The 12850-nt window shown below is 70.1% G+C and carries 10 protein-coding genes; 7 read left to right on the plus strand and 3 right to left on the minus strand.

What is annotated here, in order from left to right; translation table 11 throughout:
• The first annotated feature begins 88 nt into the window (after window positions 1-88).
• From ACK5F2_RS10260 to ACK5F2_RS10270, 3 genes are all read left to right on the plus strand, one after another.
• Window positions 89-2584: a protein kinase domain-containing protein gene (locus ACK5F2_RS10260; protein ID WP_409864475.1), complete on the plus strand. Its 2496-nt coding sequence runs from the start codon at window positions 89-91 to the stop codon at window positions 2582-2584.
• A gap of 28 nt (window positions 2585-2612) precedes the next feature.
• The gene (locus ACK5F2_RS10265) at window positions 2613-2984 is read left to right on the plus strand and encodes a hypothetical protein (protein WP_409864476.1); all 372 of its coding nucleotides are present in this window, start codon (window positions 2613-2615) and stop codon (window positions 2982-2984) included.
• 93 nt (window positions 2985-3077) lie between these two features.
• On the plus strand, window positions 3078-4997 hold the full coding sequence (locus tag ACK5F2_RS10270) for a PhoX family protein (protein WP_409864478.1): 1920 nt from the start codon (window positions 3078-3080) through the stop codon (window positions 4995-4997).
• A gap of 31 nt (window positions 4998-5028) precedes the next feature.
• Here ACK5F2_RS10270 and ACK5F2_RS10275 read toward each other — a convergent pair whose 3' ends face one another.
• Both ACK5F2_RS10275 and ACK5F2_RS10280 read right to left on the minus strand, forming a co-directional pair.
• Entirely contained in the window at window positions 5029-6933 is a 1905-nt protein-coding gene (locus ACK5F2_RS10275; RefSeq protein ID WP_409864479.1) for a ferrous iron transporter B, read from the minus strand.
• Window positions 6930-7190: a ferrous iron transport protein A gene (locus ACK5F2_RS10280; RefSeq protein ID WP_409864481.1), complete on the minus strand. Its 261-nt coding sequence runs from the start codon at window positions 7188-7190 to the stop codon at window positions 6930-6932. The genes ACK5F2_RS10275 and ACK5F2_RS10280 overlap by 4 nt, the downstream gene beginning before the upstream one ends.
• Before the next feature lie 132 nt (window positions 7191-7322).
• Here ACK5F2_RS10280 and ACK5F2_RS10285 point away from each other — a divergent pair, with 132 nt between their 5' ends.
• The 4 genes from ACK5F2_RS10285 (at window position 7323) to ACK5F2_RS10300 (ending at window position 12125) form a co-directional block, all read left to right on the plus strand.
• Window positions 7323-7850: an outer membrane protein assembly factor BamE gene (locus ACK5F2_RS10285; RefSeq protein WP_409864482.1), complete on the plus strand. Its 528-nt coding sequence runs from the start codon at window positions 7323-7325 to the stop codon at window positions 7848-7850.
• Window positions 7851-7971: 121 nt separating this feature from the next.
• The gene (locus ACK5F2_RS10290; RefSeq protein ID WP_409864484.1) at window positions 7972-10071 is read left to right on the plus strand and encodes an RDD family protein; all 2100 of its coding nucleotides are present in this window, start codon (window positions 7972-7974) and stop codon (window positions 10069-10071) included.
• 33 nt (window positions 10072-10104) lie between these two features.
• On the plus strand, window positions 10105-11145 hold the full coding sequence (locus ACK5F2_RS10295) for a 2-hydroxyacid dehydrogenase (RefSeq protein WP_409864485.1): 1041 nt from the start codon (window positions 10105-10107) through the stop codon (window positions 11143-11145).
• A 47-nt stretch (window positions 11146-11192) separates the two neighbouring features.
• The gene (locus tag ACK5F2_RS10300) at window positions 11193-12125 is read left to right on the plus strand and encodes a GGDEF domain-containing protein (RefSeq protein ID WP_409864486.1); all 933 of its coding nucleotides are present in this window, start codon (window positions 11193-11195) and stop codon (window positions 12123-12125) included.
• Window positions 12126-12146: 21 nt separating this feature from the next.
• Here the strand turns inward: ACK5F2_RS10300 and ACK5F2_RS10305 are convergent, their stop codons facing one another.
• Window positions 12147-12848: a CAP domain-containing protein gene (locus tag ACK5F2_RS10305; RefSeq protein WP_409864488.1), complete on the minus strand. Its 702-nt coding sequence runs from the start codon at window positions 12846-12848 to the stop codon at window positions 12147-12149.
• Window positions 12849-12850 lie beyond the last annotated feature (2 nt).

The following is a 12850-nucleotide window of genomic DNA, read 5'->3' on the forward strand; positions in this document are numbered from 1 at the left end:
TCTCGGCTTCCAGCAGGCCGCCGAAATAGCGCATCTCCACCACCTGGGCCAGGCGCTCGTCCAGGGCGGCCAGCTCCTCCAGAGCCTCGTGCACGCGCAAGACCTGGCCCTCGCCCTGGGCGGGCAGATCGGCCACGGCGGCATGGGCTCGGTCTGGCTGGCCCGGCGCACCGACGGTCGCTTCGAGGGCCTGGTGGCCATCAAGTTCCTCACCACCGGCCTGCTGGGCCAGGGGGACGCCGCCCGCTTCGCCCGCGAAGGCCAGATCCTGGCCCGCCTCACCCACCCGCATATCGCGCGCCTGATCGATGCCGGCGTGGCCCAGGACGGGCTGCAGCCCTATCTGGTGCTGGAGTATGTAGAAGACGGCCTGCCCATCGACCGCTTCTGCGAGAGCCGGCAGCTGGACACCGCGCAGCGCATCACCCTCTTCCTGGACGTGCTGGCCGCCGTGGCCCATGCGCACAACCGCCTGATCCTGCACCGCGACCTCAAGCCCGGCAACATCCTGGTGGACCGCCAGGGTCAGGTGAAGCTGCTGGACTTCGGCATTGCCAAGCTGCTGGGCGACCCGACCCAGGCCCTGGGCGGTGCCGAGGCCACCGAACTCACCCGCCAGGCCGGCCGCGCCTTCACGCCCCAGTTCGCCGCGCCCGAGCAGGTGCAGGGCGGCGAGGTGAGCACGGCCACCGATGTCTATGCCCTGGGCGTGCTGCTCTACCTGCTGCTCAGCGGTGGCAAGCACCCCACGGCCGGCGCCACCCGCGCCGAGGCCCAGGCCCTGGACCGCCTGCGCGCCGTGGTGGAAGAAGAGCCCAAGCGCCTGTCCGATCAGCTGCGCAGCCAGGGCGAGGCCCGCCGCGCCCGCGAGCTGCGCGGCGACCTGGACACCATCTGCGCCAAGGCCCTGAAGAAACGCCCCAGCGAGCGCTATGAGAACGCCGCCGCCCTGGCCGATGACCTGCGCCGCTGGCTGCAGCACGAGCCCCTCGCGGCGCGGCCGGACAGCCGGCTCTATGTGCTGGGGCGCTTCCTGCGCCGCCACCGCCTGGCGGTGGGTGCGGGTGCCCTGACCACGGTGGCCTTGCTGGGCCTGACCGGCCTGAGCGTGCTGCAGGCTCAGCGCGCCAGCGAGGCTGAACGCCAGGCCCAGGCGCGGCGCCAGCAGGCCGACGATCTGCTGGCCTATATGTTGGGCGACTTCGCCGACAAGCTGCGCCCCATGGGCCGGCTGGAGTTGCTGGACAACGTCGGCGAGAAAGCGCTCAGCCACCTGGTCGCCGCAGACCAGACCACGCCACAGGAGCGCCTGCACCGAGCCAAAGCCCTGACCGTGATCGGCGAGGTACGAGTGTCCAAGCGCGAGCTGGAGGCGGCCATTGAACCGCTGCAGCAGGCCAGCACCTTGCTGCAGGCGGAGCCGCCAACGCCGGAACTGGTCCCCGCCTGGCGCAAGGCACAGGGGGCAGCGGCGTTCTGGTTGGGGCATGTGTTTTACACGCAGCGGAAGTTCGCTCCCGCCCAAGAGGCCTGGGAGCACTACCGTAGGGTCAGTGAGCAATGGCTCTCGGCCTTGCCGAACGACCTGGATGCGCAGGTGGAACTGTCCTATGCCGAGAACAGCCTGGGTTCCTTGCTGGTGGACAGAGGGCAATTGCCGGCCGCCGAACACGCCTTTCGCCGTTCAGTCGAGTTGAAGCGGCGAGTTCTGATCGAGCGCCCTCACGATGCCATGCTGCAAGCTGCGTGGTCGGACAGTCTGAGCTGGCTGGGCTCTGCATTGACTCAGATGGGCCGCTATGGCGACAGCCAGGACGTGCTGCGCCTGGCACTCGAGCAGGCTCAACTCCTGCAGGCCAAGCATCCGGCAGACCAGGGGCGGCTGCGAGAAGTTGGAAACGCCGCCCTTGCGCTCGCCGATGCACTATCGCGTGACGGTCAAACACAAGCCGCGGCTGACAAGCATTTGCTGGCGGCCGAAGCATTCCGCACACTCAGCAAGCTAGATCCACAGAACCGGGCCTACGCCTTTGGACTGCTGCGGGCCGACGTACGCTCGCTGCGCGACAGGCCTGCACGCCTCAAGGAAGCCGAGGCTCTGCAGGATCGGCTGAACACCCTGGAATCCGGCCGCCGACCTTCGGCCAGATGGCACCCGCTGCGAGCCGAGCTGGCCAGGCTGCGGACGCTCGCGCAGCTACACAACGGGCACCATACGAGGTTCGCACAAGCGATTGTGGACAGCACCCTGGAGCAACTGCGGGGCGATCAGGCGAAGTCGAAGGACGACTTGAACCTCGCGCAGGCAGTGCTGGAGCTCGCCCTGTTTCAAGCCGAGACGCTGAGCGACAGCCCGGCCGAACGTCGGAAGCGCTGCCAAGCGCTGAGCGCCGAGTTGGAGAGCCCACCGCTGGGCGCGCTACTTCGGGTGCACGCAGGTCTCACGCGCCTGGCAGCACAAACCCAAACCTGTCTGGGTCGGGATGAAGATGCCCGAGCCCTGCAGCAATGGTTGGAGGCCCAACGTCGCGGGGTGCCCAACCAGCCTACGCCGGTACCGTCCAAAGCGGTATCAACCTCTTGAAATCCACCGCAAGGAACCTCTCAGAATCATGGCCACAACCTTCTACGTCAAAGCCAGCGCCGACCCGAGCAACCGTTTCGCGCTGTGCACCTATTACTCCGACCCCGAGTGCAAAAACGAGGTCGAGTCTCCGCTGCGCATCAGGAGGAACGCTGGTGGCGTGACCTTCCAGATGGTGGCAAACGGCAATGGCTGGCAGCTGGTGGGCGCCGTTGCCGATAGGGTCGACACACCGGCCATCGACCCCACGATGACCCCCGCTGCCAACAATACGGTGACCGTCGCCATGCCAACTGCCACGCAGATCACCGAGGGTATCGTGCTGCTCTTTACCAGCACCAGCGTGCCCACTCAGCTCTACGCCAGTGCCGATCCACAGGTCATCAACGACGAGACCTGAGCCCAAGCCGGGCGCGCCCGGCCTCTGTCACACATCTGTCACACCACCCCGCAATCCTTGCAGGCTTTGTCGGCAGCCCAGGAGTGAGCCACCATGGCCAAGGATTTCGAGCAGATGGAAGACAGCAACCGCTCGGCGAATGCGAGCATCCACGAGGTCTCGGACCCCGCGCGACGCCGCCTGCTGGGCGGCGGCCTGGGTCTGGGGGTGAGCCTGGGCCTGGGCGGCCTGCTGGCGCCGCTGGCGGGCTGCTCGACCACCGCCAACGGCAGCAGCGGCCCCCGTATCGGCTTCAAGAGCGTGCCGGTGTCCACGGCCGACCGCGTGCTGGTGCCCGAGGGCTACACCGTGCAGGTGATCGCGCCCTGGGGCGATCCGGTGGGCGTGTCGGGCGACAGCCCGGCTTTCAAGTTCGACGCCAGCAATAGCGCGGCCGAGCAGGAGGTGCAGCTGGGCATGCACCACGACGGCATCCACTTCTTCAGCCAGGACGGCTCCAAGAGCGGCCTGCTGGTGATGAACCATGAGTACACCGACGACGGACTGCTGCACCCCGACGGCATGAAGACCTGGAACGCCGCCAAGGTGCGCAAGGCCCAGGCCGCGCATGGTGTCTCGGTGGTGGAAGTGGCCCAGCAGGCCGACGGCCGCTGGGAGCTGGTGCGTCCCTCGCCCTGGGCGCGCCGCATCACGGCCAACACGCCCATGCAGATCAGCGGCCCGGCCGCCGGCCATGCCCTGATGAAGACGGCGGCGGATGCCAGCGGTCGCCGCGTGCTGGGCACCTTCAACAACTGCGCCAGCGGCATCACGCCCTGGGGCACCTACCTGACCTGCGAAGAGAACTTCATCAACTACTTCAAGGGTCCGGAGCAGCCCGACGCCCACCAGGCCCGCTGGGGCATGAAGAAGGGCGATGGCGGCGCCCGCTGGGCCGAGTTCGACGAGCGCTTCGACGCCGCCAAGCACCCCAACGAGGCCAACCGCCACGGCTGGGTGGTGGAGCTGGACCCGTATGACTTCAGCGCCACCCCCGTCAAGCGCACCGCCCTGGGCCGCGCCGCGCACGAGGGCGCCACCGTGGCCCAGACCCGCGACGGCCGCGCCGTGGTCTATATGGGCGAGGACGCGCGCTTCGAGTACATCTACAAATTCGTCAGCCGCGACAAGATCCGCCCCGGCGGCGCCAAGGCCAATGCCGAGCTGCTGGACCATGGCACGCTCTATGTGGCGCGCTTCGAGGCCGATGGCCGCGGCCGCTGGCTGCCCCTGCGCCATGGCCAGGGCCCGCTCACCGCGGCCCAGGGCTTTGCCGATCAGGGCGAAGTGCTGGTCAAGAGCCGCCAGGCCAGCGACGCGCTGGGCGCCACCAAGATGGACCGCCCGGAGTGGATCGCCGTGGACCAGCAGGGCTTTGTGTACTGCACCCTGACCAATAACAGCAACCGCGGCGGCGCCAATCATCCAGGCGTGGACGCGGCCAACCCGCGCGCCAACAACACCATGGGCCACATCATCCGCTGGAAGGAAGACGGCGACTTTGACGGCGAGCGCTTCGCCTGGAACCACTTCCTGCTGGCCGGCGACCCGAGCAATGAGCGCGCCGAGGCCAAGGGCAATGTCAAGGGCGACGCCCTGGGCTGCCCCGATGGCCTGTGGGTGGACGGCCGCGGCATCCTGTGGATCCAGACCGATATGAGCACCTCGGCCATGGGCAAGGGCGATCTGAAGAACCTGGGCAACAACGCCATGCTGGCCGCCGACCCGCTGACGGGCGAGGTGCGGCGCTTCCTGGTGGGCCCGGCGGGCTGCGAGATCACCGGCGCCACCAGCACGCCGGATGGCCGCACCTTCTTCATCAATGTCCAGCATCCGGGCGAGAGCCCCAGCGAGCGCAGCGATCCGGCCGCCCCCAGCAAGAACTCCAACTGGCCCGACTTCCGCCCCGATGGCCGGCCGCGCTCGGCCACCCTGGTCATCCGCAAGGCCGATGGCGGGGTGATCGGCAGCTGAGCGGTACCTGATCGGTCGCTGGGCGCTGCGCTCAGCCCAGCAGCCAGCCGCTGATCCGGTACGTCAGGAAGGCGGCCGCGTAGGCCAGGGCGAAGAGGTAGAGCAGCATCAGGGCCGGAATCTTGTAGCCCCCGGTCTCGCGCCGCACCGCCGCCAGAGTGGACAGGCATTGCGGCGCGAACACAAACCAGGCCAGCAGGGAAAAGGCCGTGGGCAGGCCCCACTGGGCGGCGATCAGGCCGCTCAGGGCCTGGGCGGCTTCTTCACCACCGGTGGCCGCCAGGGCATAGACCGTGCCCAGGGCGCTGACCACCACCTCGCGCGCCGCCATGCCGGGCACCAGGGCCAGGCTGATCTGCCAGTTGAAGCCGATCGGCTCGAAGAGCACGGCCAGGCCGCGACCGATCCAGCCAGCCACGCTGTAGTAGATGGGCGGCTGGGTGGCGCCGGCCGGCGCACCGGGAAAACTGGAGAGCAGCCACAGCAGCAGGGTCAGGGTCAGGATCACGCCGCCCACGCGGCGCAGAAAGATCTGGGTGCGCTGCCACAGGCCCAGGGCCACAGCGCGCAGGCTGGGCCAGTGGTAGGCGGGCAGCTCCATCATCAGGGGCCGCACCTGGCGCCCGCTGTGCGTGAAGCGCTTGAGCAGCCAGGCCACGGCCATGGCGCCCAGGATGCCGGCGCCGTACAGCACGAAGAGCACCAAGCCCTGCAGCGCCACCCAGCCGCCCAGCAGCTCGCGCTGGGGCACGAAGGCGCCGATCAGCAGGGCATAGACCGGCAAGCGGGCCGAGCAGGTCATCAGGGGCGAGATCAGGATGGTGACCAGACGGTCGCGCGGGTTGGCGATGGAGCGCGTGGCCATGATGCCGGGAATGGCGCAGGCAAAGCTGGACAGCAGGGGAATGAAGCTGCGCCCCGACAGGCCCACGCCGCCCATCAGCCGGTCCAGCAGATAGGCCGCGCGCGGCAGATAGCCCGACTCCTCCAGCAGCAGGATGAAGAAGAACAGAATCAGAATCTGGGGCAGAAAGACCAGCACCCCGCCCACGCCGGCAATCAGTCCGTCCACCAGCAGGCTGAGCGGCCAGCCGTCCAGGGCCGTGCCCTGCAGGGCCGCCCCGGCCCGCTCGCCCAGCCAGGCGCTGCCGGCCTCGATCCAGCCCATGGGCGCCTCGGCCCAGCTGTAGACGGCCTGGAACAGGCCGAAGAGCAGCAGGGCCAGCAGCAAGGGACCCAGCAAGGGATGGAGCAAGACGCGATCCAGCCGATCGCTGGGCAGCTCGGGCGTATCGCGGTCCAGGCCCAGCTGCTGCAGGATGGCGTTCACCCGCGCCTGGTCCTGGCCGCTGTCGGCGGCAGGCGCCGCAGCGGGCGGCGTGTTCCAGAGCTCGGCGCGGTCCAGCTCGGCGCGCAGGGCCTCCAGCCCCTCGCCCTGGGTGGCCACGGTGCGCAGCACCGGCACGCCCAGGGCGCGGCCCAGAGCCTCGGTATCGATCAGCAGGCCGCGGCGCGCGGCCAGATCGGCCATGTTCAGCGCCACCACCATGGGCAGGCCCAGGCGCTGCACCGCCAGCACCAGGCGCAGATTGCGGCGCAGATTGGTGGCGTCCAGCACGCAGACCACCAGGTCCGGCCGCTTCTCGCCGCGGGCGCGGCCGGCCAGCACATCGCAGGTCACGCGTTCATCGGGCGAGCGCGGGTAGAGGCTGTAGGTGCCGGGCAGGTCCAGCAGGCGCAGCACCTTGCCCGCGGCCGTCTTGAGCCGGCCCTCCTTGCGCTCCACCGTGACCCCGGCGTAGTTGGCCACCTTCTGGCGGCTGCCGGTCAGGCGGTTGAAGAGCGCGGTCTTGCCGCAGTTCGGATTGCCCACCAGGGCCAGCAGGGGGCCGGCCGGATGGAGGTGGATCACGGACTCCTTGCCGGCGCCGCTCATGCCGCTTCGCTCTTCAGCAGGATGCAGGCGGCCTCGGCCCGGCGCAGGGCGAATGTCGATTGCCCGATGCGCACCACCAGGGGCTCGCCGCCCAGCAAGGCTCGGCTGAGCACGCGCACGGGCTCACCCGCCACAAAGCCGATCTGCTCCAGCCAGGGGCCCCACTCGGGGGCATGGGCGGGCGGCACCAGGGCGGCCACCCGATGCGACCGCCCGATCTCGGCATGATCAAGACTCAGGATGGGGGCTGTATGCATGAGGAGCACGCCCGGGACGCAGAGGCCCGGAGCAGGATGGTGATGAATGCCAATTCTAATTGCGATTGACTCTCATTATCGAATGCATCCCTGTACCACCGGCCTGCTGCTAGCCGCGAAATAATCGCCTGCATGCCCTCACCCAACTTCTTACCGCCTCGGCGTTGCTGGGCCGGCCTGCTGAGCCTGGTGCTGCTGTGCAGCGGCTGCGCCAGCATGGATCGTGGCGATGGCCTGACACCCGGCCAGAGCGACATGGCGCAGATCCGGGCCTTGTATGGCGAGCCGGTGCGCCGCTGGGCGAACGCAGACGGCGGCGAGACCCTGGAGTATTCCTCCCAGCCCTTTGGCCGCACCTGCTATCTGCTCACCCTGGACCGCGCAGGTCGGCTGCAGGGTGTGGAAGAAACGCTCAACGAGGCCAGCCGCTTCGGCAGCATACGCCCCGGCATGACGCCCGAGCAGGTGAGTCGGCGCCTGGGCCAAGAGCGCAGCCGGGTGTTCTTCTCGAACAGCGGCGAGGAGGTCTGGGACTGGAATGTGCCGCCCGACCAGGGCGGCTATCTGCTGCGCTTCAATGTGCACTTCAAGGACGGCCGGGTGCTGCGCAGCAGCCAGAGCATGGTGGACCCGGAGCGCTTTCCCTGGCTGGAGCGCTGAAGCGTCCCCGCTGCGCTCACCGATAGCGTGAGAAATCTGCCGTTTGCGCTCGGCGGAGCACCGCGAGGCCGGGCTAGAGTGCGCGCACAAGAATTCACGGCCACCAGAGCGCAGCCCCACCATGCAGGAACCGAACAAGCCGGACGAGATCATCGTGCTGGGCCTGGAGCCCACGCAGCATCCCGTCCCGCCGCCCCAGCCGCCCCAGCCGCGGCTGCCGGATCTGCGCCCGCCGCCGCCCCGCGCGCCGCGCCGCCTGCCACCGCCGGCCGGCTTCGGCACCCGGCTTCAGGCCCTGCTGCTGGACGCGGTGCTGATGCTGGCCCTGAGCATGCCCCTGATGTGGATGGTCTATGGCCAGCCCATCGCACGCCTGGATGACCTCAGGCCACTGAGCCTGGCCATCAACTGGCTGCTACCGGGACTGCTGGCCGTGGCCCTGTGGACCTGGCAGGGGGCCACGCCGGGCAAGCTGTTCATGGGCGTGCGCGTGGTGGATGCCCTCAGCGGCCAGCGGCCCAGCCTGGTGCAGGCCCTGCTGCGCTGGCTGGGCTACTGGCTCTCGGCCCTGCCCCTGGGTCTGGGCTTTCTCTGGGCGCTGTGGGATCCCGAAGGCCGTGCCTGGCACGATCGTCTCTCGGGCACCCGGGTGCTCAGGCGTCAGCGCCGCGACGGCAGCAGCGCCCGCGACGCGGACGGCTATCTGATCCGCCACTGGCGCGGCCAGCTCAGCCTGGTGCAGGCCTTCTGGATCAACAACATCCTGCTGGCCCTGCCCCTGGGGGCCGCGCTCGGCGCGCTGATGAGCTGGATCAGCCTCAAGGGCGAGGCCCTGCAGGCAGGCAGCATCGCGGTGCTGCTGGCCTGGCCGGTGCTGATCGTGGTGCAAGTGTGGTGCATCGTGGGCGCCTGGCGCGCCGCCAGCCGCTATCTGCGCGAGGGAGGGCATGCGCTGTGGACCTGGCTCACCCGCCTGGTCCTGCTGATTTCGGCCGCCCAGATCCTGGTCTCGGCCCTGGCAGGCTTCGGCCCGCAGATGGATGAGTACTGGCAGCTGGCGCGCGGCCGTGATCCCATCGGCCAGGCGCAGATCAGCCTGTCGGACGATGGCCGCACCCTGCGCCTGAACGGCCCCATCGGCATGGGCGACGCCACGCGGGTGCAGACCTTGCTGGCCGGACGCCGCGAGCCCCTGCGCCTGGTGGAACTCCAGTCGCCTGGCGGTCGCGTGCATGAAGCCGAGCGCATGGTGCAGCTGGTGCGCCAGGCCGGCGCCGACACCCGGGTCGTGGGCGGCTGCGAGAGCGCCTGCACCCTGGTCTTCCTGGCCGGCGACAAACGCCAGCTCATGCCGGGTGCGCAGCTGGGCTTCCACCGCGCCTCCAGCAACACCTTCAACCCGGTATTCGACGAGATGGCCAACCGCGAGCTGGCCGCCACCTACCGCCGCATGGGCCTGCCCGAGGGCTTTATCGAGCGCACCCTGCGCACCCCGGCGCACAGCATGTGGTATCCGCGGCATGAGGAACTGCTGCGCGAGTCCCTGATCCAGGCCCCGCCCCAGACGCTGAGCGTGAGCCTGCCCCAGGGTGCCGAAGCGACCCTGGCCCGCGCGCATGCCGAAGCCCTGCGCAGCCACCCCAGCTGGCACCAGCTGGAGCAGCGCTTCCCCGGCCTGCTGGACGAGGCCGGCGCCGCCATGCTGGCGGCCCGCCAGACCCCGGCCGCCAGCCCCGAGCTGGCCGAGGAGGCCGCTCAGCAGGCCGCCCTGCGCAGCCTAGCCCCCCGTCTGCCCGAGCTGATCACGGGCCTGCCGCCCGAGCCGCGCCGCCGCTATCTGCAGCTGCTGCGCGCCCAGCTGCGCGCCAGCCTGGAGCAGCAAGGCAGCGAGCGCTGTCGCGCCCGACTGGCCGGCGATCTGAGCCTGCATCGCCTCCTGCCCGAAACCCTGCAGGCGCGCGAAAGCAGCTGGCTGGCCAGCGCCGCCCAGGCCGAGCCGCCGCGCTGGCTGCCGCGCCCGCCCAGCGCCGTGGAGCTGGAGGTGGTACGGCGCAGCCTGGGCGGCCAGGCACCCGGCCTGCTGGCCGGGCTGTGGCGCCCTGGCGCCGGCAACGGTAGCAGCTGCGAGCAGGCCCTGCGGCTGATCGATGCCAGCGCCACCCTGCCCGTGGCCCAGCGCGAGCTGGCCGAGCGCCTGCTGTTCCAGGGGCGCCTTCTCTGATCACAAGCGCTGCGCCCTGCGCTAGGCTAGGGCATGAGTTCCTTACAAGCTTCCGCCCCGAACCGGGTGCTGGTCTACAGCGCCCGCCCCTATGACCGCGAGTTCCTGGAGCGCGCCCGCCTGGCCGCCGACCCTCAGGAACAACGCTGGCGCTTCGACTATCTGGAAGCCCGGCTGGAGCTGGCCACGGTGAGCGCGGCGGCCGGCGCACAGGCGGTCTGCGGCTTCGTCAACGACCGCCTGGACGCGCCGGTGCTGGAGGCCCTGGCGGCCCAGGGCCTGCGCCTGGTCCTGCTGCGCTGCGCCGGCTACAACCAGGTGGATCTCGACGCGGCCGCCCGCCTGGGCCTGGCGGTGGCGCGGGTGCCGGAATACTCGCCGCATGCGGTGGCCGAACACACGGCGGCCTTGCTGCTGAGCCTGAACCGCAAGATCCACCGCGCCCATGCCCGGGTGCGCGAGGGCAACTTCGCCCTGGACGGGCTGCTAGGTTTTGATCTGCATGGCCGCACCGTGGGCCTGGTGGGCACGGGCAAGATCGCCCGCTGCTTTGCACGCATCATGGGGCCGGGCTTCGGCTGCACCCTGCTGGGCAGCGATCCGCAGCCCAGCCCCGAATGCGAGGCCCTGGGCCTGCGCTATGTGGCGCTGGAGGAGCTGCTGGCCCGCAGCGATATCGTCAGCCTGCATTGCCCGCTCACACCTCAGACCCGCCACCTCATCGACGCGGCAGCCCTGGCGCGCATGAAGCCCGGTGCGGTGCTGCTCAACACCAGCCGCGGCGCGGTGCTGGACGCACGGGCGGCCATTGCCGCGCTCAAGAGCGGCCACCTGGGCGGCCTGGCCCTGGATGTGTATGAGGAGGAAGGCGACTGCTTCTTCCGCGACCTCTCCGGCGAAGCCCTGCAGGACGATGTGCTGGCCCGCCTGCTGACCTTCCCCAATGTGCTGATCACGGGGCACCAGGGCTTTTTCACGGCCGAGGCCCTGAGCGCCATTGCCGCCACCACGGTGGAGAATCTGAGCAGCTTCGAGCTGCAAGGGCAGCCGCGCCATGCGGTGCAGGCCGCCTGAGCCCCAGCGCCGCGCGCCAGCCATCAGCCAGCCATCAGCCAGCCACCATGCACAACCCGCCCCCGACCGACCCCGAGCTGCTGGCGCAGATGCTGGCCCTGCAGGAGGCCAGCCCGCAGCTGATCGGGGTCTTCGACCAGCACGATGTGCTGCGCTTTGCCAACCCGGCTTTTCGCGTGGCCTTCAACCTGGCGCCCGATGCGCAGCCGCGCTGGCTGGACATGATGCGCGCCAATGCCCACGCGGGCCGCGGCAGCGTGGTGTCGGCGCCGCCCGCGGAACTGGAGAGCTGGCTGGCCGCCGTGGCCTCACGGCGCGGCACGCCGGCCTTTCGCGCCTTCGAGGCCGATCTGATGGACGGCCGCTGGATCTGGATGTGCGAGACCCTGCTGCCCAATGGCTGGATGTTCTGCTGCGCCAGCGATATCAGCTCGCTCAAGACCGATGGCCGGGCCCTGCGCCTGCAGCGCGACCAGGCTCTGCGCGCCGCGCAGACCGATGCCCTCACCGGCATCAGCAACCGCGCCCATGTGCTGCAGCAGCTGGAGCAACAGCTGGCCGGCCTGGCGGAGCCGGGACGCCGGCTGGCCGTGATCCTGCTGGACCTGGACCGCTTCAAGCAGATCAATGACGGCCTGGGGCATGAGGCGGGCGACCGCGTGCTCTGCGACTTCGCGCGCCAGCTGCAGCGCAGCACAAGGCGAGGCGATGCCTGCGGCCGCATGGGCGGCGAGGAGTTTCTGCTCATGCTGGCCGATGTGGAGGCCGAGCAGGCCCGCGCCATCGTGGAGCGTCTGCTGGAGCAGCTGCGCCAGTCGCGACCCCTGGCCGAGCAGCCCCTGTTCCGCTACACCTGCTCGGCTGGCCTGGCCGTGGCCCGCGCCGGGGACAGCGCACGCAGTGTGTGCCAGCGTGCCGATGTGGCGCTCTACCAAGCCAAGGCCGCCGGCCGCGATCGCTGCGTACTGTCCTGCGACTGAAGTCCGGCCCGCTCGCCCGGCTCAGCGCGGCGTGGCCAGCACCTGGGTCCAGGCCCAGCGCACGCTGCTGGCGCTATTGCTCTGGCTCTGCCGCACACAGGCCAGCCCCATCTCGGTGAAGGCGGCGTTCATGATGTTGCGGCAATGGCCCTCGCTCTTCATCCAGCCCTCCACCACGGCGGCGCTGCTGGTGTAGCCGTAGGCAATGTTCTCGCCCCAGCGGCTCCAGCTGTAGCCCGCGGCGCTGATGCGCTGGCCGGCGCTGCTGCCGTCCGAGCCGGTGTGGCTGAAGAAGCTCTTGTCCACCATGTCCTGCGAATGGCGGGCTGCCCCCTGGGCCAGGCTGGCTTTCCAGCCGAGAGCCGGCGCCGCGGGCAGGCTTTGCGTGCCGCAGACCGCGCCGCGAGCGCGCCGCTCATTGACCAGACGCAGCAGCTCGGCCTGGAAGTCGGCCAGCTCGCATTGCTGGGCGCTGCTGAGGCCGGAGTCCGCGGCCGGTCCGGGCACGGGGCTGATGGGCGGGGTGGACGGTGTGGGCGCGGTTGGCGCCGCAGGCGTGGCGGGCGCGGCGGGCCCGGCCGGTGTGGCGGGAGCCGCGGTGCTGCTCTTCTCTTCGTCCCCTCCACCTCCTCCGCCACCGCAGGCCGCCAGGCTCAGCAGCAGCAAGAGGCTGCCCAGGCGGGCCGGAACAAGCGAGGCAAAGGCGGGGCGGAGCAAGTGCATGA

The organism is Roseateles sp. (genome assembly GCF_046300915.1).
Classification (GTDB): Bacteria; Pseudomonadota; Gammaproteobacteria; order Burkholderiales; family Burkholderiaceae_C; genus Kinneretia.